The sequence below is a fragment of the Streptomyces sp. NPDC005262 genome (assembly GCF_042872425.1).
In the GTDB taxonomy this organism is placed as follows: domain Bacteria; phylum Actinomycetota; class Actinomycetes; order Streptomycetales; family Streptomycetaceae; genus Streptomyces.
On the sequence record NZ_JBIAKK010000001.1, the window covers coordinates 198,813 to 225,159 of the forward strand.

20 protein-coding genes and 1 riboswitch are annotated in these 26,347 nt (G+C 70.8%); of the genes, 15 read left to right on the top strand and 5 right to left on the bottom strand.

What is annotated here, in order from left to right:
* Positions 1-5: 5 nt before the first annotated feature.
* Positions 6-131, bottom strand: a riboswitch (ZMP/ZTP riboswitch).
* Positions 132-595: 464 nt separating this feature from the next.
* Both ACFYP5_RS00835 and ACFYP5_RS00840 read left to right on the top strand, forming a co-directional pair.
* Positions 596-1,882, top strand: a complete 1,287-nt coding sequence (locus ACFYP5_RS00835) for a hypothetical protein (RefSeq protein ID WP_389028754.1) — start codon at positions 596-598, stop codon at positions 1,880-1,882.
* Positions 1,883-2,089: 207 nt separating this feature from the next.
* Complete coding sequence (locus tag ACFYP5_RS00840) at positions 2,090-4,033, top strand: protease pro-enzyme activation domain-containing protein (RefSeq protein WP_389028757.1); 1,944 nt, start codon at positions 2,090-2,092, stop codon at positions 4,031-4,033.
* Positions 4,034-4,156: 123 nt separating this feature from the next.
* Here the strand turns inward: ACFYP5_RS00840 and ACFYP5_RS00845 are convergent, their stop codons facing one another.
* Together ACFYP5_RS00845 and ACFYP5_RS00850 are read right to left on the bottom strand one after the other, a co-directional pair.
* On the bottom strand, positions 4,157-6,844 hold the full coding sequence (locus ACFYP5_RS00845) for a SpoIIE family protein phosphatase (protein ID WP_389028760.1): 2,688 nt from the start codon (positions 6,842-6,844) through the stop codon (positions 4,157-4,159).
* Positions 6,845-6,916: 72 nt separating this feature from the next.
* The gene (locus tag ACFYP5_RS00850) at positions 6,917-8,002 is read right to left on the bottom strand and encodes a Ku protein (protein ID WP_389028763.1); all 1,086 of its coding nucleotides are present in this window, start codon (positions 8,000-8,002) and stop codon (positions 6,917-6,919) included.
* A gap of 91 nt (positions 8,003-8,093) precedes the next feature.
* On the opposite strand from ACFYP5_RS00850, the gene ligD reads away from it, so the two are divergent.
* The 8 genes from ligD (at position 8,094) to ACFYP5_RS00890 (ending at position 17,307) form a co-directional block, all read left to right on the top strand.
* A complete protein-coding gene (gene ligD / locus ACFYP5_RS00855) occupies positions 8,094-8,990 on the top strand; it encodes a non-homologous end-joining DNA ligase (protein WP_389028766.1) in 897 nt (298 codons plus the stop codon).
* A gap of 150 nt (positions 8,991-9,140) precedes the next feature.
* On the top strand, positions 9,141-11,306 hold the full coding sequence (locus ACFYP5_RS00860; RefSeq protein WP_389028769.1) for a HEAT repeat domain-containing protein: 2,166 nt from the start codon (positions 9,141-9,143) through the stop codon (positions 11,304-11,306).
* Positions 11,303-11,623, top strand: a complete 321-nt coding sequence (locus tag ACFYP5_RS00865; protein WP_389028771.1) for a zinc-ribbon domain-containing protein — start codon at positions 11,303-11,305, stop codon at positions 11,621-11,623. Before ACFYP5_RS00860 ends, ACFYP5_RS00865 begins: the two co-directional genes overlap by 4 nt.
* Before the next feature lie 113 nt (positions 11,624-11,736).
* Positions 11,737-12,501, top strand: coding sequence for a hypothetical protein (locus ACFYP5_RS00870; protein WP_389028774.1), 765 nt, complete (start codon positions 11,737-11,739; stop codon positions 12,499-12,501).
* Complete coding sequence (locus ACFYP5_RS00875; RefSeq protein WP_389028777.1) at positions 12,498-13,871, top strand: ATP-binding protein; 1,374 nt, start codon at positions 12,498-12,500, stop codon at positions 13,869-13,871. The genes ACFYP5_RS00870 and ACFYP5_RS00875 overlap by 4 nt, the downstream gene beginning before the upstream one ends.
* 36 nt (positions 13,872-13,907) lie before the next feature.
* Entirely contained in the window at positions 13,908-15,284 is a 1,377-nt protein-coding gene (locus ACFYP5_RS00880) for an FtsW/RodA/SpoVE family cell cycle protein (RefSeq protein ID WP_329160833.1), read from the top strand.
* Positions 15,281-16,738, top strand: a complete 1,458-nt coding sequence (locus ACFYP5_RS00885) for a peptidoglycan D,D-transpeptidase FtsI family protein (RefSeq protein ID WP_389028780.1) — start codon at positions 15,281-15,283, stop codon at positions 16,736-16,738. Before ACFYP5_RS00880 ends, ACFYP5_RS00885 begins: the two co-directional genes overlap by 4 nt.
* A 92-nt stretch (positions 16,739-16,830) precedes the next feature.
* A complete protein-coding gene (locus ACFYP5_RS00890) occupies positions 16,831-17,307 on the top strand; it encodes a DUF3291 domain-containing protein (RefSeq protein ID WP_389028783.1) in 477 nt (158 codons plus the stop codon).
* Here ACFYP5_RS00890 and ACFYP5_RS00895 read toward each other — a convergent pair whose 3' ends face one another.
* From ACFYP5_RS00895 to ACFYP5_RS00905, 3 genes are all read right to left on the bottom strand, one after another.
* Complete coding sequence (locus tag ACFYP5_RS00895) at positions 17,308-17,619, bottom strand: hypothetical protein (RefSeq protein ID WP_389028785.1); 312 nt, start codon at positions 17,617-17,619, stop codon at positions 17,308-17,310.
* Positions 17,620-17,656: 37 nt separating this feature from the next.
* On the bottom strand, positions 17,657-18,541 hold the full coding sequence (locus ACFYP5_RS00900; RefSeq protein ID WP_389028788.1) for an ADP-ribosylglycohydrolase family protein: 885 nt from the start codon (positions 18,539-18,541) through the stop codon (positions 17,657-17,659).
* Positions 18,542-18,777: 236 nt separating this feature from the next.
* Entirely contained in the window at positions 18,778-19,881 is a 1,104-nt protein-coding gene (locus ACFYP5_RS00905) for a ferritin-like domain-containing protein (RefSeq protein WP_389028791.1), read from the bottom strand.
* Between the two features lie 178 nt (positions 19,882-20,059).
* Between ACFYP5_RS00905 and ACFYP5_RS00910 the strand changes: the two genes are divergently transcribed.
* From ACFYP5_RS00910 to ACFYP5_RS00930, 5 genes are all read left to right on the top strand, one after another.
* Positions 20,060-20,995, top strand: coding sequence for a diiron oxygenase (locus ACFYP5_RS00910; RefSeq protein WP_389028793.1), 936 nt, complete (start codon positions 20,060-20,062; stop codon positions 20,993-20,995).
* Between the two features lie 41 nt (positions 20,996-21,036).
* Positions 21,037-21,789: a TetR/AcrR family transcriptional regulator gene (locus ACFYP5_RS00915; protein ID WP_389028796.1), complete on the top strand. Its 753-nt coding sequence runs from the start codon at positions 21,037-21,039 to the stop codon at positions 21,787-21,789.
* Positions 21,790-21,823: 34 nt separating this feature from the next.
* Positions 21,824-22,090, top strand: coding sequence for a hypothetical protein (locus tag ACFYP5_RS00920; RefSeq protein ID WP_389028798.1), 267 nt, complete (start codon positions 21,824-21,826; stop codon positions 22,088-22,090).
* Between the two features lie 84 nt (positions 22,091-22,174).
* A complete protein-coding gene (locus ACFYP5_RS00925; RefSeq protein ID WP_389028801.1) occupies positions 22,175-24,865 on the top strand; it encodes a PQQ-binding-like beta-propeller repeat protein in 2,691 nt (896 codons plus the stop codon).
* Positions 24,866-25,010: 145 nt separating this feature from the next.
* Entirely contained in the window at positions 25,011-26,183 is a 1,173-nt protein-coding gene (locus tag ACFYP5_RS00930) for an NlpC/P60 family protein (RefSeq protein ID WP_389028803.1), read from the top strand.
* Positions 26,184-26,347 lie beyond the last annotated feature (164 nt).

Here is a 26,347-nt window from a genome sequence, read left to right on the forward strand (position 1 = left end):
GTGGACCCGGATGCCCAGGCGGACGGCTCTCCGGCGGTAACGCCTCCGGGCAGGCCCGGAGTGTGCCGCTTCCTCGTGGTCGATTCCACGGAGCACCCCTGCCGGAGTGCGCGCCAGTCGCGGCACCTCGGAGTCTACCGACGGACGAAGGATCCGGGGCGGATGCCGGGCGGATCCGGGGCGAATACGCCCGATTGACACGGTTCGTGGCGGCGAGGATGGTGGTGAAGCCGGGTGCGGTCAGGGGTGCCGTGCCCAACGGTTGGGGGGCCGGGATGAGTTGGGACGATCAGGCTTTCCGACCGGGCTCGGTTCCTCCCGTACCGCCACCGCCTTCCCGTCCGCCCACCGTGGGGCCGCCGCCACCGGGCGCCGCGCTGCGTGCCGTGGCCGCCGGGTTGCTCAATCTCACCGGTCTCGGGCTCGGCTATGCCCTGACGGGGCGGTGGTTCAGAGCCGTCCTGTGCTGGGTGGCGACGGGTGTGCTGCTGCTCGTGGCGCTGCCCGCCGACCCCGACGGCGTGGCCACGGGTCCGGTCGTCGGGTATGTGCTCGTGCTGGTCGTACCGCTGTCGGCGGGTCGTGGCGGCCGGTGGTGGCGGCCGGGGCCGGGCTGGTGCTGCTGGCGGCGCCGGCGGGCGGCGTGGTGTTCTACGGCTCCTCACAGGACGAGGCCGTCGAGCAGAGGCTGCTCGACCGGCTGGACGAGAGCGACCGGACCGTGCGGGCCGCCTCGGGACGGACCTTCGATGCCGCCCGGGCCGACTACCGTTCCGCCCTTGCCGTCTATCGCGATCTCGGTGAGGAACACGCGGGGTCGAGGGCGGGGAGGCTCGTACCGGAGCGGCTGAAGGCGTACTACGCGGCGGTCGCCGCTCCGTACCGGCAGGGCAGGCACTGCGAGGCCGTCGCGCCGCTGACCTATCTGCGGACCGTGCCCGAGTCGATCGACCCGAAGCTGCTGGGCGACCTCGCCGGCTGGCCCGACGGCCCGCTGGCCACCTCGCTGTACGCGTGCGGGGTGTCGAGGCTGGGTGACCCGGTGGTGGGGTCGCCGGGTGGCGAGCTGGCCGAGCTGCTGCGTACGTTCCCCGGTTCGGTGCAGGCCGGGAAGGTGGGGCCGGCCGTCTCCAGGAAGATCTCGGAGCAGGCCCGGGCGGTGAGCGGGAGCAGTCCCTGCTCGGCCACCGAGACGCTGCGCGGGATCCGGGCGAGCGTGGCGTCGATGCCGGAGAAGTCGGTCTCCGTCCGGGCCGGTGAGGCCGACCGGGGGATCGAGAACGGCGCGTACGCCTGCGGGGTGGACCAGTTCAGGAAGAAGCAGTTCACCGAGGCGCGGAAGACCCTGACGGAGTTCGCCACCACTTACCGGAAGGACGGGCGCAGGGCTCGGGCCCGGGACATCGCCATCGCCGCGGAGATCGCCGACGACCGGCCGGCGGCGGGCAGGCGGCTGCCGCCGACCGGGCGTCCGGGCGGCTCCCGGATGGAACTCGTCATCAGCAACGACGCCCCGAGCGGTGTCGAGATCCTCTACACCGGCCCGGTCACCGGCCGCGTCACGCTCAAGGCGTGCGGCAGTTGCAAGCGGTACGGGACGGAGGTGTCCGGGTCGATGTTCGCCTGCAAGGCCGGCGGCAGCAAGGCCGGCGGCAGGAACTATCCGAAGGCGCGGTTGCAGCTTCCGGCGGGCGAGTACCACTTCCTCTACAAGCACGGCACGGGCGCGAGCGTGGACGTGGACAGCTACTCGTCGGGGTCGCGCATCAGGCCCGGCTACACGTACTCGAGTTGTACGTACGTCGTCGAGAGTCCGTACGGGCTCGGCCTGCCCTCACCGTCCGATCCGATCAGCTTCTCCCCCGCGTCCTCTTCCCGGTGAAGCGGACGCCGATACCGGGCAGTCGGATCCGGACAGGTGCATTCCTTCTCTTATCGACCTGAACTGCCCTTAACTCAGCGCCTCTTGACAGTTTCTTGGTGAATGCATGCCCCTTACGTAAACGGTTCCTCGCCAGAGTGACGGATTACATGTGCACATCATCCGGCACATGCTCCACACGCGAAGAACCACATCGCAGGGGGTTACATGAGAATCAGCCGCGCCAGAAGTCGCGCCGGGCTGAGCATGGCAGCGACACTGCCGCTGCTCGCCGGTGCACTCGCCCTCGGCATACCGTCCGCCAGTGCGGACTCCGCGCCCGGCGGGCGCGACGCACTGCAGGGCACCAAGCCGGCCTGGGCGACCGCCCAGGCCGACCAGGGTGCCACGGCCGACAGCGGCAAGGTGAGTGTCCGGGTCCATCTCGCCGGGCGGGACGCGAAGGGGCTGGCCGCCTACGCCGCCGCCGTGTCCGACCCGCACTCCTCCTCGTACGGCAAGTATCTGAGCGCCGAGGAGGCGCAGGCCAGGTTCGGGGCGACCCAGCAGCAGATCGACCAGGTCAGCCAGTGGCTGAAGTCGAACGGTCTGACCGTCACCGGTGCCAACCAGCACTACGTCTCCGCCACCGGCGATGTCGCCGCGGCCGAGAAGGCGTTCAGCACCCAGCTGCGCAACTACCGCAAGGGCAGCCGGACCTATCGCGCCCCGTCCTCGACGGCCTCCGTGCCGGCCGGGCTGAGCGACTCGGTCCTGGCGGTCTCCGGTCTGGACAACGCGCCGCACAAGTCGAGCCACGACGAGACACTGCCGCCGCCGGACGCGGTCTTCCGCAACGCGGGCCCCTTCTCCTCGTACTACGGCTCGAATACCGCGGGGTCGCTGCCGAGCGCGTACGGGACCAAGGTGCCGTACGCGGTCAAGGGCTACACGGGCAAGCAGCTGCGTGCCGCGTACGGTGCGGGCAGCTGGACCGGCAAGGGCGTCACCGTCGCGATCACCGACGCGTACGCCTCGCCGACCATCGCGAAGGACGCCGCCGAGTACGCCAAGCGCAACGGCGACGCCCCGTACGGTCGCGGACAGCTCCGCCAGGTGCTGCCCGACGACTACACGAAGACCGAGGAGTGCGGGGCGTCCGGCTGGTACGGCGAGGAGACCCTCGACGTCGAGGCCGTGCACGCGGTCGCGCCCGCCGCGGACATCGTGTACGTGGGCGGCGCGTCCTGCTACGACGCCGATCTGCTGGACTCGCTCAACAAGATCGTCGACCACCGGCTGGCCGACATCGTCTCCAACTCCTGGGGCGACGTCGAGGCCAACGAGACCCCGGACGTCGCGGCCGCGTACGACCAGGTGTTCAAGATGGGCGCGGCCGAGGGCATCGGCTTCTACTTCTCCTCCGGTGACGCGGGCGACAACGTCGCGTCCACCGGCACGAAGCAGATCGACGTCCCGTCCAACTCCGCCTGGGTGACGTCGGTCGGCGGCACCTCGCTGGCCGTCGGCAAGCACGACGCCTACCAGTGGGAGACCGGCTGGGGCACGCTGAAGGCGTCCCTCGCGGACGACGGCAAGAGCTGGACCGGCTTCCCCGGCGCCTACACCTCGGGCGCGGGCGGTGGTACCAGCTCGACCGTGAAGCAGCCGTCCTACCAGCGTGGAATCGTCCCGGACGCGCTCGCGCAGGCGAACGGCAAGCGCCGGATGCGTACCGCCCCGGACATCGCGGCGGTCGCCGACCCGAACACCGGCTTCCTGGTCGGTCAGACCCAGACGCTGCCCGACGGCTCGCTCGGCTACGACGAGTACCGCATCGGCGGTACGTCGCTGGCGGCCCCGGTCATCGCGGGCGTCCAGGCCCTCGCGCAGCAGGCCCAGCACGGCCGGCCGCTCGGCTTCGCCAACCCGGCGATCTATGCCCGGTACGGCTCGACGAAGTACCACGACGTCACCGACCACCCGCTGGGCGCAGGCCGTGACCTCGCGGTGGCCCGGGTCGACTTCGCCAACGGCTTCGACGCCGCGGACGGTCTGCTGACGTCGGTGCGGAGCCTCGGCAAGGACGCCTCGCTCAAGGCGGTCAAGGGGTACGACGATGTGACGGGTGTCGGGACTCCGGCGGCCGGCTACATCAACTCGTACCGCTGACACCGACGCACAGGATCGACGCGTAGGACTGCCCCGGGGCTTCGGCCCCGGGGCAGCAGTGTGTGCGGCCGGCCTCGGCAGATGCGCCCCGGCCCGGAGGACGTGATCACGCCGTTGGGCCCCTCAGAGGCTGTCCGTGGCCCCGGGAAGAGGCTGCTGCGCCCAGATGACCTTGCCTTCAGGTGTGTACCGCGTGCCCCAGTGCTCGGCGATCTGCGAGACGAGGAACAGCCCGCGGCCCCCCTCGTCCATCGCCGCCGCGTACCTCAGATGGGGTGAGGTGCTGCTGCCGTCGGACACCTCGCAGATCAGGCTGCGGTCACGCAGGAGCCGCACCCGGATCGGCTCGGAGGCGTGACGGATGGCGTTCGTGATCAGCTCGCTGAGTATCAGCTCCGTGGCGAACGCCAGCTCCGAAAGATCCCACTCGTCGAGCTTCTCGGCGACGGCGGCGCGTATCCCGGCCACCGCGGCGGGGTCGAGCGGAACATCCCATTCGGCGATCTGGTCGGCGGAGAGCGCGCAGGTGCGGGCGATGAGCAGTGCCACGTCGTCCTGGGCCTGGGTGGGAAGGAGTGCGTCGAGCACCGCCCGGCAGTGTTCTTCCGGCGACCGGCCGGCATGGGCCAGAGCCTGGCGGAGCAGCTCCATCCCCACATCGATGTCCCGGGTGCGGTCCTCGATCAGCCCGTCGGTGTAGAGGACCAGCTGAGCACCTACGGCAAGATCCAGTTCGGCCGTCTTGAACGGCATGCCGCCAAGCCCCAGCGGCGGCCCGGCAGGGAGGTCGGGGAAGTCCACTCGGCCGTCGGGGTGGACCAGCGCGGGGAGGTGATGCCCGGCGCGGGCCATGGTGCAGTGCCGGGAGACCGGATCGTAGATTGCATACAGGCAGGTCGCTCCCACGACCCCGACACCGACGTCCGTGCTCCCCTCTTCCCTGTCGATGCGGTCGACGAGGTCGTCGAGGTGGCCTAGGAGCTCATCGGGCGGCAGATCGAGCGTGGAGAAGTTGTGCACCGCGGTGCGGAGCCGCCCCATGGTTGCGGCGGCATGCAGTCCATGGCCGACGACATCACCGACCACCAGAGCGACACGGTTGCCCGACAGCGGGATCACATCGAACCAGTCACCGCTGACTCCCGACTGTGCGGGCAGATAGCGGTGGGCGACGTCCAGGGCGTTCTGCTCGGGCAGGGCGCGCGGCAGCAGGCTGCGCTGCAACATGACCGCCAGGGCGTGTTCGCGGGCGTACCGGCGGGCGTTGTCGATGCTGACCGCCGCGCGGGCGACCAGCTCCTCGGCGAGTGACCGGTCCTCCTCGTCGAACTTTCCGGCTTCCCGCGAGCGCCAGAAGTTGGCCATGCCGAGAACCACGCCCCGTGCCTGAAGTGGCGTCGTGAGGAGTGAGTGGATTCCGTACGCGATGACGTCGTCCGTGCGTTCCGGGTCCTGAGCACGCCAGCCGGGTGCGGAGGCCAGGTCGGGCACCACCACCGACCGGCCGGCGGCGAATCCACGAGCCTGGGGCGTGGAGGGAAGGAAGGTGATGAGCTCGCCGCGCGGGTAGAGCGGGTGGTCGTCACGGATACCGCTGACGGCCACGCGGCACATGTCGGCGGCCGTGCCGGTCGGCTCCTCCCCGAGCAGGACGGCATTGGCGAGGTCGACGGTGACGAAGTCCGCGAAGCGGGGGACGGACATCTCGGCCAGTTCCTCGGCCGTGCGCGCCACGTCCAGGGTGGTGCCGATGCCCAGCCCCGCGTCGTACAGCAGCCTGAGGCGTTCGTTCGCCGCATCCACCTTGCCCGACAGCGCCAGGAGCTGGGTGGAGTCGCGCAGGGTCGCCACCGTTCCCAGGGAGCCTCCGTTGTGGTCCGTGCGCCGCTGGTTCACCACCAGCATCCGGTCCCCGGCCAGGTACACCTCGTCCGTGGCCACGCGGCCGGAGACGAGCAGTTCCACCGTGGCCGGGTCGAGGCTCTCCAGGTCCTGGACCGGGCGTCCCTGGGCGTCCGGCGGCAGATCGAGCAGCCGTTCGGCCTCGTCGTTCGCCAGCAGCAGCCGACCGTCGCGTCCGACGATGAGCACTCCTTCGCGGACGGAGTGCAGCACCGCGTCATGATGCTCGTACATGCGTGTCATCTGGGCGGGATCGAGCCCATGGGTCTGCCTGCGCAGCCGTTTGGCCACCAGCGCAGCCCCGCCCGTGGCCAGGGCGAGCGCGGCGGCACCGCTGGCAAAGATGACCACCAGCTGCCTGCTGACGGTGTTGGCGACGTTCTTGACCCTGAGACCTGCGGACACCAGGCCCACGACCGAGTGATCGGGAGCGTTGACGGGGACGATCGCCTGGACCTCGTGGCCGAGGGGTCCTTGGACGTCCTCCACGTGGACCTCACCCTCCAGCGAGGGCTTGATGTTGCCGACGAATTTCTTCCCGATGAGCTCCGGGCGGGGGTGCGTGTAGCGGATCCCGTTGGTGTCCGTCACCACGATGAAGTCGACCCCGGCCAGTTTCCGCGCCTTCTCGGTGAGCGGCTGCAGCACCTTCGAGGGATCGGGAGATTTCAGCACGTCCACGATCCCCGGAGAGTGTGCGAACGACTCCGCCGCCGCCACCGAACGGCGCTCCGCCTCGATCTCGGCGTCGTGAATCGACTGGAGGACCAGCGCAACGACCGCACCCGCCACGAGCAGGACAATGACCACCGCCTGCAGGACGAACACCTGCCGGGCTACGCTTCGCGGACGCCTGCCGCTCAGTGACCGAGCCGATCTGCTCCGGGATCGGTCGGAATGGTCGACCATGGCGCCATTTCTAACACTTTCCAGCAACCCGTGCCCATTGGCTCACTTCGTCCGATTTTCATCGACCAACCGTCAGGCCGAGGCGCGCTTCTTGGGGGATGCCTTCCTGGCCGCCGGCTTCGTGCCGGCCGCCGACTTCGCTGTCTTTGCCGCCGTGTTCGCCGTCGTCTTCTTCGTGGCCGACTTCGTCGCCGACCGTGCGGTGGTCTTCTTGGCGGGGGATCTGCCCGGTGTCGTCTTCTTCGCGGCAGCCTTCCGGCCGGTGCTCTTCGTCGTGGAGGCAGCTTTCTTCTTTGCCCCGGTTCCACCGCTCTTCTTGCGTCCGGCGAGTGAGGTGACCTTGGCCACCGGGGCACCCTCCGCCTCTTCCGGCTCCTCGCCGCGGGCTTCCTTCGCCGCCCGGACGCTGTTCTCCAGGGCCGCGATCAGGTCGATCACCTTGCCGCCGCCGGGCTCGGCGGAAGCGGCGGGCTGCAACGCCTCACCGGAGGCCTTCGAGGCGATGAGGGTCTCCACCGCCTCGCGGTAGTCGTCATGGAGCGTGTCCATGTCGACCTCGCCGAGGGTGGCCATCAGGGCGTCGGCCAGGTCCAGTTCGGCGTCACGGACCGTGACGTCCGACTCCGGGGCCACGCCGTCGGTGGCACGGATCTCGTCGGGCCAGAGCAGGCCGTGCATGGCGATCACGTCGTCGACCACGCGCAGCATGCCGAGACGTTCACGGCCGCGCAGTGCGTACTTGGCGACGGCGACCTTCCGGCTCCGCTTCAGTGCCTCGCGCAGCAGGGTGTACGGCTTGGCCGCCGGGACTCCGTTGGCGGAGAGGTAGTACGCCGCGTCCATCTGGAGCGGGTCGATCTCGGTGGCCGGGACGAATGCGACGATCTCGATCGTCTTGGCGGTGGGAAGCGGGAGCGAGGCCAGGTCCTCATCGGTGATCGGGATCATCGTGCCGTCGGCATCCTCGTACGCCTTGCCGATCTCGGCGGCCGTCACCTCCTGCTCATCGAGTTCGCAGACCTTCCGGTAGCGGATCCGGCCGCCGTCGGCGAGGTGGATCTGACGGAAGGAGATCGAGTGGCTCTCCGTCGCGTTGACCAGCTTGATCGGGATGCTGACCAGCCCGAAGGAGATCGCGCCGTTCCAAATGGACCTCACCGTTCACCCCTGTTGTCCCTGGAGATTTCGACAGGTATCGATAGATGGCGATTGATTCCACAAGATCCTGGAATCATGTGATTCTTATCGTATGACGCCGATCACGGAGGTGGAGGGGCGGCGCCTGGCGCTCAGCAACCTCGACAAGGTGCTGTATCCGGCCACCGGGACCACCAAGGGCGAGGTGCTCCACTACTACGCGGTCACGGCGGCCGACGCCCTGCTGGCGCATCTGCGCAACCGGCCGGTGTCCTTCCTGCGCTATCCGGACGGGCCGGACGGGCAGCGGTTCTTCACCAAGAACCCGCCGCCCGGTACGCCGTCCTGGGTACGGATCGCCGAGGTGCCGCGGTATGCGGCACAGCAGAGCCGGCAGGTGGTCGTGCAGGACCTGCCGTCGCTGATGTGGGCCGCGAACCTGGTGGTGGAGTTCCATACGCCGCAGTGGCAGGCCGATGATCCGGGGATCGCCGACCGGATGGTGCTCGACCTCGATCCCGGAGCTCCGGCAACCGTCGTGGAGTGCTGTCGGGTTGCACTGTGGCTACGCGAGCGGCTGGCGGCGGACGGGTTGACCGCGTACGGGAAGACCTCGGGGTCGAAGGGGCTGCATCTCCTCGTACCGGTGGAGCCGGCACCCGCCGATCGGGTGTCGGCGTACGCGAAACGGCTCGCCGTGGAGGCGGAGCAGGATCTTCCGGACCTGGTGGTGCACCGGATGACGCGGGCGCTGCGGCCGGGAAAGGTGTTCGTCGACTTCAGCCAGAACGCGGCGGCGAAGACCACCGCCACTCCGTACACCTTGCGGGCCGGGGCCGAACCGACTGCCTCCGCGCCCGTCACCTGGACGGAGATCGAGGGCTGCCGGACACCAGCCGAACTGGTCTTTCTGGCCGCCGACATGGCCGGGCGGCTGGAGCGGTACGGGGATCTGCTCGGCCCGCTGACCGATCCGGACCGGGCCCGGCCGCTGCCTGCCGTCCCCTGAGCGGAGTCCGTCGGACCTGTTCAGGGGCCACGGTGCCCGCCGCCGGCGTCCGTGCGGGCAAAAGGCTGCATGTGGCGGGTGGATTGTCCGGGCCGTGGTGCACACTCTGCGCAGACACTGCTTCGTGAGGTCACGTGGGGAGGCGATGGCGTGTTCGCAGGGATCGACGAGGTCGAATGGGCCTCGATGGAGCACGCGTACGGGCCTGCCGACGATGTGCCCGGGCTGCTGCGGGGGCTGGCGTCCGCCGATCCGGCGGAGCGCGAGGGGGCGCTGGACGGCATGTACGGGGCCGTGCACCACCAGGGCGATGTGTACGCCTGCACGCTTGCCTGCATTCCGTTTCTCTTCGAGCTGGTCGCGGATCCGGGGATCCAGGACCGGGGCAGCATCGTAGAGCTGCTCACCAGCATCGGTGGCATCGATCTGGACGAGGACGACGAGGAAGAACTCGACGAGGAGGAGATCGAGGGCGCGGCCAACTACGCGATGGCGGCCGCCGCCGTCACCGCGGGCGCCGGGGTGTTCTTCGAGCTGATCGCCGACGAGGACCCGGGAGTGCGGCTCGCCGCGCCGCTGGCGCTCGCCACCCTGCACGGCCACCCCGTGCGGGTCCTCGCCCTGCTGCGGGAGCGGCTGCCGGTGGAGCCGGACGAGGAGGTGCGGCTCGCGCTCGTGGAGGCCGCCGGGCGCGTCGCGCTGCGGCACCGCCCGCTGGCCGGGCAGGTGGCCGACTGGCTGAGCCGGCTCGCCGCGGAGTCGTACCCGCCGGGACTGCGGCTGGCCGCCCTCGCCCAGCTGGCCCGGTGCGCGCCGGAAGCACTGCCCGGTGATGTCGTACGGGAGGTGGCGGAACTGCTGCGACGGCTGCGCGCGACACCGGCCGACGCAGCCGACGCAGCCGACGGGGCCGGCGAGGCGGATCCGGTGCTCACCGCCGGGCCCGGCGACGATCCAGGTCCGGCCGCCGACGCCGCCGAGGAGCGAGGCGCGCCGGTGACCCTGGTGGGTCAGTTGCGGGCGCTGTCCGCCGCCGAGTCCGCGGGACGTACCGCCCCCTGGACGGCGGATCTGCTGCGGACACTGCACGTCGGGCTCGACGACCGGGTCGCCGACCGGACTGCGCTGCTGACCGATCAGCTGCGCAGCCCCGACCTGCGGCAGCGGATCGACGCCGTGCGGATGAGCGCCGGGCTGATTCGGGCCTGGCGGGGTTCGTACGAGGAGCTGGTCCGGCTCGTGGGCGAACAGCTCGATTCCCCGGAGCCGAAACTGGCCGAGGCCGCCTCGCATGTGCTTGAGGAGCTCTTCGGGCTCGCCGCACCGGCCGCGGACGCCCTGGCGACGCGGGTGGCGGCGGACCCCGGTGACTGGGTGAAGGAGTGGGCGAGCGGACCGCCGGGACTCGGCAGCGCGGTGAAGGCGCTGGCCCGGCTGGGTGACGCCCGGGCCCTGCCCGCGCTGGCCGCCGCCCTGGAGCGTCCCGAGGTGCCGCACGACGTGGGGTTCGCCATCGGATATCTGGGGGCGGCAGCGTCGCCGCTGGCCGGGGTGCTGCGCCGCAGGCTCGGCGAGATCGCTCTCGACGAGGGGGCGTACGACCGGGCGAATCCGCTGCTCTGCGGGCTGACCGCGCTGCGGGCGGGCGATGCTGCGCCGGAGGTGCTGCGGGTGCTGCGCGGTGCGCCGGAGTATCGCGGGGAGTGGTTGCGGACATCGGCGCTGCGGGCTCTGTGCTCGTTCGGCTCCGCCGCGCACTGCGCCGTACCTGAGCTGCGGGCGCTGATCCGCCGCCCCGGGACCGCGGCGGCGACGGAGGCGGCGCAGGCGCTGTGGGCGGTCGACGGGGATGCGGAGGCCGTGCTGCCGGTGCTGCTCGAGGGGCTCCGGGCCGAGCATGCGCACGAGCGGCGGTCGGCGGTGACCGCGCTGGGCGGGCTGGGGGCCCGGGCGGAAGCGGCAGCGCCACGGCTGCGGGCTCTGCTCTCGCACGACGAGCTGTGGCTGCGGGTGGATGCGGCGATCGCACTGTGGGAGGTGTCCGGCCGGGCCGAGGAGTCCGTGCCGGTCATGCTGGCCGCCTGGGAGAAGAATCGTGCTGTCAGGGTCCGGGTGGCCGAATGCCTGGCGCGGATGGGTGCTGCTGGTGCAGGGTCGGATGCGGCACACGTGCTGCGTGCCGAACTCGCCTCCGCACGCCGTCACAACGCGATGGACGGCGGGTACGGCAGCCACGACACATACGAGGACGAAAAGCTGCTGGCACTCTGCCGGCAAGCGCTTCAGGGAACCACGGGGAAAGGGCCCACAACGTGATCATCTTTGGTACGCGAGGCTATCTCTATCAACTGGCCGTTCTGACGCTTGTCTGCGGCTGGTGCGGTAACCCGGCCGCGCACACGCTGCGCAAGCGGGTCACGAAGTTCACGCTGTTCTTCGTGCCGCTGTTCCCGTTCTCGACGAAGTACGCGACGCAGTGCACGTTCTGCGGCGGGGAGCAGAAGATCCCGAAGGAGCAGGCCGACCAGTTGCTGGCGCAGCACGTGGCGGCGCAGGACGGCAACCCGTTCGGGCAGACGCAGCAGCAGCAGCCGGGGTACGCGCAGGACGGTCAGAACCCCTACCAGCACTGAACAACCGCCTCTTCACCGGCAGCAAGAAGACATAAAGGACTTCCTTCCGAATAAGGTCGATGGATCACGGGTCTGCGGACTCATGGACCGGACGACCGGGAAGGGAGCGAGCGATGCGCCCGCAGCGTCGGGTGACGCGCCGCGCGACGGCGGCCCTCGTGACCGCCGTCGGCGCCGCGCTGCTTGCCGGCTGCGGCACCGACGGCGGCCGGCTGCAGAGCGCCGGACCGGCCCCGACCGCCGTCGGGCCCGCCCGGCTCTGGCCCCAGCTGCCGCCCGCCTCCGCCGCTCCGTACGACTACGGCGAGGGTGCGACGGCGCGCATCCCCGGAATCACGGTCCCGCACGGCGATGTGCGCGCGCTGGACCCGGTCGCCGTGGTGCAGGCCGACCTGATGGCCACCACCAGCCGGTCCAGCGGTTCGGACGAACTTCCCGCCGACACGGTCCGGAGGATCACCGCGTGCCGCACCGAGCCCGCCGCCTGCCCGGTCCTGCAGCCGTACTACCGCGATCTGACGGGCACGGGCAAGGACGACATGGTGCTCGGCGTACGGCGGAGCGACGGGCGGCTCTCCGTCCGGGTCTACATGGCGCACGCGGGTGCGCTCACCCGGATCATGGCCGTCTCGGACGCCGTGATCAGCGTGGAGCTGGCCGGCCGGGATGTGATCATGCGGGTGCCGTCGGCGATCACCGGGTACGAGTACCGGACGGTCTGGTCCTGGGACGACCGGCAGCACGCGATGCTGCCGACGCAGGACGAGATCCTGCGGAAGACCCCGGAGCCGGAACCCAGCGCCCGGCCGAGCGCGCAGCTCAGCTCTGAGCCGACCGCGACGTCGCCGTCGCCCGCCGTCTCCGAGGGGCGGCGATGAGGCGGCGGGGAGTGCGTGCGCCCGCCTGGACCGCGACGCTCACCTGGAAGGCCGCGGTGTTCATCACCGTGATGTGCTGCGCCCTCGCCGCGCTGCTCGGTGTACTGGTGCATACCGCGGTGACCCGGCAGACCGTCAGCGAGGCCCGCGACAAGGCGCTCACCCGGCTGGCGGACGCGACCAGGGCGTACGAGGCGGGCGAGGTGCTCCCGCCGGATTCCGGTATCGACCCGGCCGGCCTGCCCGCCTCCCTGCGCGACCTGGCCGTGAGCGGGCGCCGGGGCACCGTCGTCGCCGACGCCCACGGCCGGGCGGCCATGTGGGCCGCGGGCCCGGCCGACGGCCGTGCGCTCGCCACCGAGATCGACTACAGCATGAGCGCCCACACCATCGACGGCCTCGACCGGGCGATCGTCGGCTCCTCGCTGCTGGCGATCGCCGTGACGCTGCTGATCGGCGCGTTCGCCGTCACCCGGGTCACCCGGCGGCTGCACCAGACCGCCCGGGTGGCCCGCCGGATCAGCGCGGGCGATCTCGACGCCCGCGTCGACGACCCCTGCAGGGCGGACCCTTCGCGCCCGCAGGACGAGGTGGCGATCGTCGCCGGTGCGCTGGACACGATGGCGTCCACGCTCCAGCGCAAACTGCTGGCCGAGCAGCGCTTCACCGCCGATGTGGCGCACGAGCTGCGCACCCCGCTGACCGGCCTCTCGGCCGCCGCCGAGCTGCTGCCGCCCGGCCGGCCGGCCGAGCTGGTCCGGGACCGGGTCCGCACCATGCGGGCGCTGACGGAGGATCTGCTGGAGATCTCCCGCCTCGACGCCCGTACCGAGGAGGTCGATCTCGCTGTGCACGAACTGGCGCCGCTCGCCGAGCGGGTGGTGCGCGCGTCGGGGACGGAGACCGAGATCCGCGTCGTGGGAGCGGAAGCCGGCAGCGTTGTGAGGAAGGTGCAGGTCGAGACGGACAGGCGGCGGCTGGAACGGGTCCTCGGCAATCTGATCGCCAACGCACACAAGCACGGCCGCCCGCCGGTGGTCCTGACGGTCGACGGGCCGGTGGTGACCGTACGCGATCACGGTCCGGGCTTCCCGGACTATCTGCTGACCGGCGGTCCGCAGCGGTTCCGTACCGAGGGCGGCGGCAAGGGCCACGGGCTCGGACTGACCATCGTCGTCGGACAGTCGGCCGTCATCGGCGCCGAACTCGTCCTCGTCAATGCGGAGGACGGCGGGGCGGAGGCTCGGCTGACGCTCCCGGAGTACGTGCGGTTCGACGAGGACGAACCGGCCGGCCGGAACGGCGACGGCAACGGCGGCCGGGCCGACCGCGACGGGCCGACCAGCGACGGCCAGGCCGAAGCGACATAAGGGAAATAAGGTCCACCTCTTGCTACGTTGCGGGGCATGACCGCAACGCCGGACGCACCCCCGCCCGAGCTACGCCTGCCCAAGCGGCGCGGGGTCGAGCTCTCGCTCCTCATCGGGGCAGTCCTCATCTCCGTGTACGGCTATGCCGCCGTCGGTCTCGCGCGCAACGACGCGGTCCCTCCCGACGTCGCCGGATACGGCGCCGGACTGGGACTGCTCGCCCTACTCGCCCACCTCGCCGTCCGCTTCCGCGCCCCGTTCGCCGATCCGCTGCTGCTCCCCATCGCCGTCCTGCTCAACGGTCTCGGCCTGGTACTGATCTACCGGCTCGATCTGGAGACGCCCAAGGACCAGGCCGCACCCACCCAGCTGATCTGGTCGACGCTCGGTGTCGCCTTCTTCACCGTGGTCGTCGTCTTCCTCCGCGACCACCGGGTGCTCCAGCGGTACGCGTACCTCTCCGTCGCCGCCGCCCTCGTCCTGATGATCGTGCCGATCTTCTTCCCCGCCGTGAACGGCGCCAAGATCTGGATCCGAGTCGGCGGATTCTCCTTCCAGCCCGGGGAGTTCGCCAAGATTCTGCTCGCCGTCTTCTTCGCGGCCTATCTCGCCGCGAACCGCAATGCGCTCGCCTACACCGGCCGCAAGTTCTGGCGGCTCCAGCTCCCCACCGGCCGTGTGCTCGGCCCGATCGTGGCGATCTGGCTGCTCAGCGTCTGCGTGCTGGTCCTCGAACGCGATCTGGGTACCTCGCTCCTCTTCTTCGGCCTCTTCGTGATCATGCTGTACGTGGCGACCGGGCGGACCGGCTGGATCGCGGTGGGGCTGCTGCTCGCCGCCGTCGGCGCCTTCGTCGTCGGTTCCTTCGAACCGCATGTGCACAGCCGGGTGCAGGACTGGCTCGACCCGTTCGCCACCATCGCCGCGGGCCGCGGGCCCAGCCAGCTCGCCCAGTCGCTGTTCGCGTTCGCCGCGGGCGGGATGCTCGGTGCCGGGCTCGGTCTCGGCCACTCCATCCTCATCGGCTTCGCCGCCAAGTCCGACTTCATCCTGGCCACGGCGGGCGAGGAGCTCGGGCTGTCCGGGCTGACCGCGGTCTTCCTGCTGTACGCGCTGCTGGTCGCCCGCGGCTACCGGGCCGGCCTCGCCCTGCGCGACCCCTTCGGGCGGCTGCTGTCGATCGGGCTCGCCTCGATCCTGGCCCTCCAGGTGTTCGTGATCGCGGGGGGCGTGATGGGGCTGATCCCGCTGACCGGCATGGCGATGCCGTTCCTCGCCCAGGGCGGTTCGTCCGTCGTCACCAACTGGATCATCGTGGCGCTACTCATCCGTGTCAGCGACGTCGCCCGCAGACCCCACCCCGACCAGGTGGAGACCGGGGTCGTCGCACCGATCGCGGAGGAGCAGTCGTGATCCGCTACATCCGGCGGGCCGCCGCGTTCTGTCTGCTGCTGCTCATGGCGCTCCTGCTGAACGCCGCCCGCATCCAGGTCTTCCAGGCCGACGAACTCAACGACAACCCCGCCAACCGCCGCCGGACGATCGTCCGTTACGACCAGCCCCGCGGCGACATCATGGTCGGCAAGAAGTCCGTCACCGGTTCCCGGAACACCGGCGAGCAGCTCAGCTACGAGCGCACGTACACCAACGGCCCGTTGTACGCACCGGTGACCGGCTACGCCTCGCAGACGTACGGCACGACGCTGATCGAGAACGCCGAGGACGGCATCCTCTCCGGCACCGACCCGATGCTCGCCCCGGTCCCCCTGTGGAACGAGATCACTCGCAGCCAGCAGCCCGCCGGCAACGTCATGACCACCATCAAGGACGCGATGCAGCGCGCCGCGTACGACGGGCTGGGCGGCCGGCGGGGCGCGGTCGCCGCCCTCGAGCCGTCGACCGGCAAGATCCTGGCCCTGGTCTCGACCCCCTCGTACGATCCGGGGCGGCTCTCCGGCACCGGTTCGTCGGTCACCGACGCCTGGCGGCAGCTCAACGCGGCGGAGAGCCAGCCGATGCTGAACCGAGCGATCCGCCAGACGTATCCGCCGGGTTCCACCTTCAAGATCGTGACCGCTGCGGCCGCACTCGACACGGATGTGGTCACCGACCCCGACGCCTCGACCGACACCCCGTCCCCCTATGTGCTGCCCGGGACCAGCACCACGCTCCCCAACGAGGCGCGCGGCTGTGAGGAGGCGTCGCTCGCCGAGGCGATCCGGGTGTCGTGCAACACCGTGATGGCCCATCTCGGGGTGCGGGTAGGGCTGGACGGGATGGTGGAGGCGGTGCGGAAGTTCGGCTTCAACGACACCGGGCTGAAGATCCCGTCCGGGGTGGCCAAGAGCAACTTCGACACCGATATGAGCGACGACCAGCTGGCCCTGTCGTCGATCGGCCAGTACGACACGACGGCGACGCCCCTGCAGATGGCGATGGTGGCGTCGGCCGTGGCGAACGGCGGCGAGCTCAAGTACCCGTATCTGGTCGACCGTACGACCACCAAGGGCGGCACCACCGTCCATCAGAACAACTCGCGGTCCTACCACCAGGCGATGAATCCGCGTACTGCGACGCAGCTGCAGAGGATGATGGTCGACGTCGTGGAGCGGGGCACCGGGTCCAACGGCTCGATCTACGGGGTGACGGTGGGCGGCAAGACCGGCACCGCGCAGCACGGCATCGACAACACCGGTATGCCGTACGCCTGGTTCATCTCCTGGGCCGAGTCCCCGGACTCGGGGCAGCCGGTGGTCGCGGTCGCGGTCGTCGTCGAGGACGCCGCAGCGAAGCGGGCGGACATCAGCGGGGGCGGCAGCGCGGCTCCGATCGCCAGGTCCGTCATGGAGGCGGCGCTGCGGGGCTGAAGACACGGTCTGCACGGTTGCGGACCGGTCCGGATCGTCTCGCGGCGCGGAACGGTCCGTGCGGCGCGGAGCGCGCTGATTACTGTGCGGCCATGACATCTCTCGCGCCGCAGCCCGGCCACGAACTCGCGCAGGTGAACATCGCCCGGCTCAGATTCCAGCTGGACTCACCCGAGTTGAAGGACTTCGTCGATGCTCTCGATCCGGTCAACGCGGTCGCCGACCGAGCCGCCGGCTTCATCTGGCGGCTCCGGAGCGAGACCGGCAACGCCACCGACATACCGGTCTTCGGCGACTCCTGGCTGATCGTGAACATGTCGGTGTGGCAGGACATGGAGGCGCTTGCGGCCTTCATGTACCAAGGGCGGCACCGCGAGCTCCTCGCCCGGCGCCGAGAGTGGTTCGAGCGGGTGACGGAGGCGATGACCGCCCTGTGGTGGGTGCCGGCGGGTGAGCGCCCGACGGTGCAGCATGCCGAGGAGCGTCTGCGGCATCTGCGTGAACACGGTCCGACTGAGCGGGCGTTCACCCTGCGGACCGGTTTTCCGGCCCCGGCCGCCGCGGGCTGATCAGCCGATCGGCCTGCGCGACTCGGCCCTGACCTCGGCCGTGTCCGTCGCCGCCTGCTCCAGGTCGATGCTCTTCGGGTCCTGGACCGCGGTCTTGGGGGTTACCAGGGCGACGAAGGCCGCCGTGTTGTCGTCGCCCCAGGCGCACATGGGGATGGTGCTGGTCACTCCGGCGTCCTTCGAGGTCACGACCTGACAGGCCACCGTGATGTCGTATCCGTCGGGCGTGATCTCCCTGGCGGGTACGACCACGGTCATGCTCTTCTCCCCCGCGGCCCCTTCCAGGATCTTGTCCCGGGTGAACTCGGGCATCCTGATCCGGCCCCACATACCGGAGATGGTGGCCGGCTCAGCTCAACGGCTCACGACTGCGCAGCCACTGGGCCGGCACGCCGTCGACCCCGGTGGCCGCGGCGACGACCCCTCCGGTGATGGCGCAGGTCGTGTCGACGTCGCCGAAGCCCTCGGCGGTGGCCCAGAGAGCCGCTTCCAGATCGCCCGGATGCCGGGCCGCGGTCCACAGGGCGAACGGGACGGTGTCGTCGGCCCGGATGCGCTGCCCGTTGCCGAGCAGATCGGCCGCCTTCCACGCCTCGGTGGTGAACGGTACGGCTGCGGCGCGCCGGATTCCGTCCCGTACCGGCCCTTCGGGCGTACGGTCCGCGACCGCCGTCAACGTGAACCCGCCCCGCACCTGCAGTGCGGCGGCTACGGCCACGGCCACCGCGCCCGCGACGCCCTGCGGGTGGGCGTGGGTGACCTCGGCCGACAACTGCGCCTGCCGGGCGGCATGGTCGAGGTCCGCGTGGAACCGGGCGCCGAGCGGTGCGACCCGCATGGCGGCGCCGTTGCCGAGGCTGCCGCCCTCGAAGAGACCGGGCGCGAGGGTGCGCCAGTCGGCCGGTGCGGTGAGCAGCTCGGGCAGCAGGATGTGCATGCCATGGCCGTAGCCGCGGGCCGGGTCGATGTCGTACGTCAGGGCGAAGCAGGTCGCGAGCCGGTCCTGGTCGACCTCGCCGTAGTCGTCGAGGACGCGCTGCAGGGCGCGGGCCATGGCCGTGTCGTCGGTCCAGTGCCAGACAGGTTCGGCGGGAGTACGGCGGGCGCGGATCTCGTTGCGGGCCTGCTGGGGCGGGCGGAAGAGCGGGAACCATCGCTCCCCGAACGCATCACCGAGTGAGAGTCCTTCAAGGCTTCGGCGGGCGGCCGCCAGGTCTGCGCGCGGGGGCGTCATGAGGGCAATCCTGGCGCCCGGGGCGGCGGGTGTACATCCCTTTTGGGTGCGTGCGGGCAGCGTCCGGCCCGAGTTGTCGCGGAACTGTGCCACGACGTCCGTGTGTCACCGCCGAGGGCGTCGCGGCAACGCCCGCCGCACTGCCGCAGGAGCCGGTACGGGCGGCGGCGCTTCGGTGGGCGCTCTCGCGGCCGGCCTCCGGCTGCCGGCCGCTGAAGGATCCGGTCGCGGGCCGCCTACGCCGCGCCGTCCGCTATCGCGTCCTCGACCTCCGCCACCCGGGCCTGTTCCTCCGCCGCGAACCGGTCGCGGTCCAGCTGTTCGGCGATCTCCTCGTCCTGGGCCATCAGCAGGTCCAGGTTGGAGTCGCCCAGCTCGAAGACGCCCATGTCCACGTAGGCCTTCTGGAGCCGTTCGCCCCACAGTCCTATGTCCTTGACGCACGGCACTATCCGGCTGAACAGCAGCTTCCGGAAGAGCTGCAGATACTCCGAGTGCTCGGAGAGCTCCTTGGCCTCCTGTTTGCCTATGCCGAAGTTCTGCAGCACCTCGACGCCGCTGAGCCGGTCCCGCATCAGGTAGCAGCCCTCGATGACGAACTCCTCGCGTTCGCGGAGTTCGGCGTCGCTCAACTGCTTGTAGTAGTCACGCAGCGCCATGCGCCCGAAGGCGACGTGCCGGGCCTCGTCCTGCATGACGTACGCGAGGATCTGCTTGGGCAAGGGCTTGGTCGTGGTGTCGCGGATCATGCCGAAGGCGGCAAGGGCGAGCCCCTCGATGAGCACCTGCATGCCGAGGTACGGCATGTCCCAGCGGGAGTCACGAAGGGTGTCGCCCAGCAGACCCTGCAGGTTGTCGTTGACCGGGTAGAGCATCCCGACCTTCTCGTGCAGGAACCGGCCGTATATCTCCGCGTGCCGGGCCTCGTCCATGGTCTGGGTCGCGGAGTAGAACTTCGCGTCCAGATCCGGGACCGACTCCACGATCCTGGCCGCGCAGACCATGGCGCCCTGCTCGCCGTGGAGGAACTGGCTGAACTGCCAGGAGGTGTAGTGCTTGCGCAGCTCGCCCCGGTCCTTCTCGGTCATCTTCGCCCAGTGCGGCGTGCCGTACAGCGTGAGTGCCTCGTCCGGGGTGCCGAGCGGGTCGGCGGGGTCGACCTCCAGGCTCCAGTCGATGCGCTTGTTGCCGTCCCACTGCTTGTCCTTGCCCTTCTGGTAGAGGGCGAGGAGGCGCTCGCGGCCGTCGTCGTACTCCCAGCTGAAGCGGGCGGCGCCGGAGGCGGGCACCTGCCACAGCGGTTCCTCGGGGGCGGTGGTGTAGAGGTCGTGTGTCGACACGGACGGCTCCTTCGCCTCGCGTGGTTCGATAAATTCCGTGGCGGTTAAGTCAGTTGGCAGGTTCACACGTTGGTAGACGCCGGGTCAACAAGTCGTGCGCAAGGGATTGACGGTCTTGCTGACAGGCAGTCTCATAAGAGGTGACCGCTGGTAACCCACGTGTGAGGTGCCCTCAGCCATGACGACAGTGACCGAACGCGACGTGCAGGTGCTTCGCGACGCACTCGGCCCGCTCCGGGACCGCGAGCAGATCGCCGAACGCCTCCTGGAGTCGTCGGCCAAGCACTCCTTCGACCCGGACACCGAGCTCGACTGGGATTCGGCCGTCGAGGACGGCAAGTGGTTCTGGCCCCCCGAGCTCGTCTCGCTCTACGACACCCCGCTGTGGCGGAAGATGTCCGAGGAGCAGCGGATGGACCTGGCCCGGCACGAGGCGGCGTCGCTGGCCTCGCTCGGCATCTGGTTCGAGATCATCCTGATGCAGCTCCTGGTCCGGCACATCTATGACAAGCCCGTGACCAGCAACCATGTCCGCTACGCACTCACCGAGATAGCCGACGAGTGCCGGCACTCGATGATGTTCGGCCGCATGATCCAGTGGGGCCAGGCGCCCAACTACCCCGTACCGCGCGTCTATCACAACCTCGCGCGGGTGCTGAAGACCGTGTCCACCACGCCCGGATCGTTCGCCGCGACCCTGCTCGGCGAGGAGATCCTGGACTGGATGCAGCGGCTGACGTTCCCGGACGAGCGCGTCCAGACGCTGGTGCGCGGCGTGACCCGGATCCATGTGGTCGAGGAGGCGCGGCATGTCCGCTACGCCCGCGAGGAGCTGCGCCGGCAGATGGTCACCGCACCTCGCTGGGAGCGCGAGTTCACCCGGCTGAGCTGCGGGGAGGCGGCGCGCGTCTTCTCCGTCTGCTTCGTCAACCCGCAGGTGTACGAGAACGTCGGCCTGGACCGCCGCGAGGCCGTCGCCCAGGTGAAGGCGAGCGGCCACCGGACGGAGGTCATGCAGACCGGCGCGAAGCGGCTGACGGACTTCCTCGACGACATCGGTGTGCTGAACGGGGTCGGACGCAGGCTGTGGAAGAGCTCGGGCCTGCTGGCCTGACCCGGCTCCCCACGCCGAGGGGACGGCTTACGCTTCGAGGTATGACCTCTGCTGCCGCAGCCCCGACGAACCGCGCGTACCAAAGGCTCAGCGTCGAGGAGCGCCGCACGCAACTCCTCGGTGCGGCCCTCGCCCTCTTCGCGCACCGGGCCCCCGACGAGGTCTCGCTCGACGAGGTCGCGGCGGCCGCCGGAGTCTCCCGCCCTCTCGTCTACCGCTACTTCCCCGGTGGGCGGCAGCAGTTGTACGAGGCTGCGCTCCGGTCCGCCGCCGACGAACTGGAGCTGTGCTTCACCGAGCCGCCCGTGGGACCGCCCACCGAACGGGTGGCGCGGGTGCTCGGCCGCTATCTCGCGTTCGTCGACGAGCACGACACCGGGTTCAGTGCGCTGCTGCGCGGCGGCAGCGTCGCGGAGACGTCCCGGACGACGGCCATCGTCGACGAGGTGCGGCGGGCCGCGGCCGAACAGATCCTGCTCCACCTCGGCCGCGGAGACACCCAGGCACCGGGCCCCCGGCTGCGGATGATGGTGCGGACCTGGATCGCGGCCGTCGAGGCGGCCTCCCTGATCTGGCTGGACGAGGAGAAGCAGCCCCCGGCGGACGATCTGCGCGCCTGGCTGGTCGACCAGCTGATCACCCTGCTCGCGGCCACCGCGGCGACGGACCGGGAGACGGCGTCCGTGGTGGCGGAGCTGCTGTCGCTGGAGACGGCCGACGGCCCGGCCGGGCGGCTGGCCGCCCGGCTCGTCCCGGTGGTCGCCGAAGCGGCGCACCTGCTGCCCCCGGACTGAGTGCCGGAACACGCCCCTGGGTCAGACTGGGGGCGTGAGAAGCGAGAACACCACCTTCAGGGGCGGCCCGCTGGACAGGCGGGTCCTGCCTGTCCTCGTCGGCGCGACCGGCCATCCGCCCAAGTGGTACGAGGTCCCGGTGCCGGATGCCGGCGGCGGACCGGCCACCGTGTACACATACCGGCGGGTCCCGGCCGGATACTCCAAGCGGCTGGGTGTGCAGCGTGGCTGGGTGTACGAGTACGCCCCGGAGGGCCGCGAGCGCCACACTCCCAAGTGGCCCTGGTCGAAACCGAACTGACCCGCGCGCATCCCGGCTGCGCGCACCGGACCCTCTAAGATCGACGGATCCATGGTCACGAGAACGGTCACAAGGGGGTGCGCCATGGAGGCGCTGCGTCAGGACGATCCACGCCGCTTCGGTCCGTACACCGTGGTGGCGCGGTTCCGCGAGACCGCAAGCGCCGTGCGGTACCTCGCGTACGACGCGGCCCTCGACGACACCGTCGTGATCACCGCGGCCCGCCCCGAACTCGCCGCACTCCCTGCCTTCCGCCGCCGCTTCGAGGCGGAGACACGCACGGCGGACCGGCTGGCCGGTGGCTGGGTCCAGCCACAGATCATCACCCGTACGGCAGAACACACGGACGAGGACGAGAACGGACCCGCGGACGGGCAGCTGTGGACGGCCGTGACGTACGTACCGGCGGTGACGCTCGCCGAGGCGATCGACTTCGCGGGTCCGCTCCCCGAGCGTGCGGTGCGGATACTGGGCGCGGGCATCGCCGAAACCCTCTCCCGGGTGCACGCCACCGGGGCCGTACTGGAAGGGCTCGCCCCCAGGACGGTGCTGCTGGCCGAGGACGGGCCCCGGCTCACCGCCTTCGGCCCCCTGGGCGCGGCGGCCGACGCGGAGGCCCGGCCGGGCGGGCAGCTGTCCGTACGGCTCGGCTATCTCACCCCGGAACAGGTCGAGGGCAAGGAGGCCGGACCGGCCTCCGACCTCTTCGTGCTGGGACTGCTGCTGGCGTACGCGGCGACCGGGACGACCCCGCTCGCCGACGGACCGGCGGCGGAGGCCGCCGAACGGATCGCCCGTACCGAACCGGAACTGGACGCGGTCCCGGAAGAACTGCGCGGCCTGATCGCGCGCTGCCTGGCCAAGGACCCGGCCGACCGGCCGACTGCGGGCACGGTGGCGGCAGAACTGGCACTGGAGGGTGCGGCGGGCCTGGCCAAGGGCGGCTGGCTGCCGGAGCCGCTGCTCCGCGTGATCATGGAACAGGCCGGAAACGTACGGAAGTTGACGGCGGATCCGGATGACGGTCCGGCCGACGCAGCCCCCGGCACCCCCGTCGACTCGCCGACCCACAGTCTGCTCGGCCCCCTCGGCCACGACTCTGCCGACGCGGCCCCCGACGGACCCGCCGACTCCCGGCCCGACACTCCCGCCACCAGGGACGACGATGTCCGGACCACTCGCATCGGCAGCGTCGGCAGCCCCCGTGCGCCGGAGCCCGACCGGCCCACCACCCAACTGTCCATCCCGCGGGAGCGCAGCGGGCCTCCGGCCGAACTGCCCACCGGCCTGCCGCCCGTCGCGCCACTCGTGCCACGGCCTCTTCCCGCTCCCACGACACCGGCCGCGCCGGCACCCGCCGTCCCCGCATCGGCCACCCCGGCGACAACCCCCACCGCTCCCCCTCCCTCCCTTCCCCCTGCCGGTCCGGCCGACGATGCCGCTCCCGCAGCCTCCTCCCTCGACCGCCGTACCCTGCTCGTCGGTGGCGTCGCCGGTGCTGCCGGGCTCGTCGTCGGGGGCGGGGCCGTGCTCGCCTTCAAGTCCGGCGGGTCCGAGGAGCAGGACGACGCCAAACCCGCGCCGGCGCCCACGCGCCCCACCGTGGCCGGGCTGCCGCCGCAGCCGCGTTGGGTGTACACGCATCCCGAGGCCGAGCCCGCGCCGCTCACCGCCGCCCTCTGGCTCGACCGGCTGCTCGTCCTGACCGGCGACACGCAGGCCGTCGGGATCGATCTGCGCTCCGGCCGCCGCGTCTGGGAGTGTGCGGACGGAGCCAAGGGGCAGGCGGCCCTGTCCGCCGGCGAGGATCTGTGCTTCGTCGCCGGGCCGTCCGAGTTCCTCTGGCTGTCAGCCACGAACGGGCAGGTCACGCACCGGGTGGCCTACGAGGACGGGTTCGAGGACACGCCATATCTGACGGTGTCGGACATCATCGGCCAGTCCGGGCCGGTCATCTGGTTCACCGGCTCCCACAAGGTCACCGTGAAGGCCAAGAAGCCGAAGAAAGGCAAGAAGCCCGGCAAGGACACCCAGGCCGTCGTGTCGTTCCTGTTCGCGTACGACGTCGTGCAGCGCAAGGAGGTGTGGCGGACCTCCGTACCCACCGGACGGGAATCGGCCGCCCCCGCCTACCGGTTGATCGCCGTCCGGCCGGACGACATCGTCGTACGTCAGAAGAGTGCGACGCTCACTCCGGGAGACGTCAAGGCCGCAAAGGGCAAGGCGGTCTTCCGCTGCTTCGACCGCGAGAGCGGAAAGCTGCTGTGGACCAAGTCGTTCGGCAAGGTCGGGCCGGACGGTGCGGCCGTCGGCGACGACCGGGGTCTGCTCTACGCGGCGGTGGGTGACGACCTCCAGTCGTTCGAGATGCCCGGCGGCAAGCCGGAGTGGACCCTGAACGGCACCGCCGGCTCCGCGTTCGGGACCCCGGTGCCGGCCGGAACACTCCTGCACACCACCGACCGCAACCAGGAAGTCGGCACGGTCGACCGGGTCACCGGAAAGCTGCGCTGGCGGCGGTCCACGGAGGCGGCGCCCGGCGGCGCCGCGCCGGCCGTCACCGTCAGCCTCTCCGGCAAGACCCTGCTGGCCGCCGGAGGCGCGCAGGTCACCGCGTTCGCGGCGGCCGACGGCCGGCGGCTGTGGAAGTTCCAGGACATCGGCGTGCAGGATCCGAAGGGGCGCACGGTCACCGCTCCGTACCGGGTGCTGGCGTTCGGGAAGACCGCCGTGGTCCAGCGCGAACGGATCTTCTACGCCTTCCCGGTGGCGTGAGCCTGCGGACACCTGCCTTCCGGGGGAACCCCGCGGCCGCCACGCCGCGGGGTTCTTGCATCACCCGGCACCCGGTGACCGTATGGGGGTGTCGCGCTCATTCATGGGGTAGTCCCGCGATCGCCCCGTCACCGGAGGTGATCCCGTGTCAGGCACGGTCCTGCGCACCGTCTGCTCCGCGGCGCTCGCCGCCCTCGTCATGGCCTCCCCCTCCGTTGCCGCCCCCGTGGCACCGGACCCCGGTCCCTCGAACGTGGCCACCGGCAAGGGCCCTGACTCGGCCAAGAGCATCGCCGAGTTGCTGACCGAGCTGCGCACGCTGTACCGGCAGGCGGAGGAGGCCACCGAGAAGTACAACGGGACCGTGGCCGAGCTGAAGAAGCGGACCGCCGAGGCGAAACGGCTCGGTTCGGCCCTCGCCGCGGCCAGGCTCGAACTGTCCCGCAGCCACGACGAAGCGGGGCGGCTGGCCCGTGAGCAGTACCAGGGGCGGTCCGACTTCTCCTCGTACGCACAGCTGCTGTTGGCCCGCGATCCCGAACACGCCTTGGACCAGGGGCATGTGATCCAACGGGTGGCCGCCGGCCGGGCCGCGACCGTGGAACGGCTCACCGACGCCGCGAAGCGCGCCGACGGCCTCGCCACCGCTTCCCGCAAGGTGCGCGACAGACAGCGGGTGCTGGCGACGCGGCAGAAGAAGCAGCGCGACAAGGTGCGGGCGCGGCTGGGCAACGTAGAGAAGCTGCTGGCCACCCTCTCCGCCGAAAAGATCGCCCAGATGTCCCGGCTGGAGCAGCAGGCCACGGAGAAGTCCCAGCGCGCGCTGATCGCCTCGGGCGCCCTGTCCTCGTCCCGGCAGCCGTCCGAGGAGGGCGGCGAGGCGGTGAATTACGCGATCGGGCAGGTCGGCAAGCCGTACGTGTGGGGTGCGGAAGGGCCGGGGTCGTTCGACTGCTCCGGTCTCACCTCACAGGCCTGGGCGACCGCGGGCCGGCCCATTCCGCGGACCTCGCAGGAACAGTGGAAGCGGCTGCGGAAGGTGCCGCTGAACGCGCTGCGCCCGGGTGACCTGGTGATCTACTTCCCCAAGGCCACGCACGTCGCGATGTACATCGGCAACGGCCTGGTGGTGCAGGCGCCACGGCCGGGGAGCTGGGTGAAGGTCTCACCGGTGGCGTCGAACCCGCTGCTCGGCGCCGTGCGGCCGGATCCGGAGAACGCTTCGCTGCGCACGTACGAGCGGCCGGAGCTGCCCCGGGATGCGTCGGACGGCTCGGACACGGGATACAGCGCGTCGTCCGCCCCCACCGGCGCGTAGGGCAGGCTCCAGGTTCGGGACGTGAGCGCCGACAGGATTCGGCCCTCCCGACGCGAGCGCGGCCGCCCGGGCGGCCGCGCTGACTTGTCAGCGGTGGCAAGGTGCCTGCCCACTGGCTGGTGGCGCACCGTCGTCGCGACCTACATCCGCATCAAGGCGTCGAT

What these genes read in the sequence shown, in the direction of transcription:
- ACFYP5_RS00870 (WP_389028774.1), top strand. Translation starts at nt 11,737, where the DNA reads ATGCGCCCGCAGCGTCGGGTGACGCGCCGCGCGACGGCGGCCCTCGTG.
- ACFYP5_RS00845 (WP_389028760.1), bottom strand. Translation starts at nt 6,844, where the DNA reads ATGGTCGACCATTCCGACCGATCCCGGAGCAGATCGGCTCGGTCACTG.
- ACFYP5_RS00890 (WP_389028783.1), top strand. Translation starts at nt 16,831, where the DNA reads ATGACATCTCTCGCGCCGCAGCCCGGCCACGAACTCGCGCAGGTGAAC.
- ACFYP5_RS00915 (WP_389028796.1), top strand. Translation starts at nt 21,037, where the DNA reads ATGACCTCTGCTGCCGCAGCCCCGACGAACCGCGCGTACCAAAGGCTC.
- ACFYP5_RS00900 (WP_389028788.1), bottom strand. Translation starts at nt 18,541, where the DNA reads ATGACGCCCCCGCGCGCAGACCTGGCGGCCGCCCGCCGAAGCCTTGAA.
- ACFYP5_RS00910 (WP_389028793.1), top strand. Translation starts at nt 20,060, where the DNA reads ATGACGACAGTGACCGAACGCGACGTGCAGGTGCTTCGCGACGCACTC.
- ACFYP5_RS00875 (WP_389028777.1), top strand. Translation starts at nt 12,498, where the DNA reads ATGAGGCGGCGGGGAGTGCGTGCGCCCGCCTGGACCGCGACGCTCACC.
- ACFYP5_RS00880 (WP_329160833.1), top strand. Translation starts at nt 13,908, where the DNA reads ATGACCGCAACGCCGGACGCACCCCCGCCCGAGCTACGCCTGCCCAAG.
- ligD (WP_389028766.1), top strand. Translation starts at nt 8,094, where the DNA reads ATGACGCCGATCACGGAGGTGGAGGGGCGGCGCCTGGCGCTCAGCAAC.
- ACFYP5_RS00925 (WP_389028801.1), top strand. Translation starts at nt 22,175, where the DNA reads ATGGAGGCGCTGCGTCAGGACGATCCACGCCGCTTCGGTCCGTACACC.
- ACFYP5_RS00895 (WP_389028785.1), bottom strand. Translation starts at nt 17,619, where the DNA reads ATGCCCGAGTTCACCCGGGACAAGATCCTGGAAGGGGCCGCGGGGGAG.
- ACFYP5_RS00840 (WP_389028757.1), top strand. Translation starts at nt 2,090, where the DNA reads ATGAGAATCAGCCGCGCCAGAAGTCGCGCCGGGCTGAGCATGGCAGCG.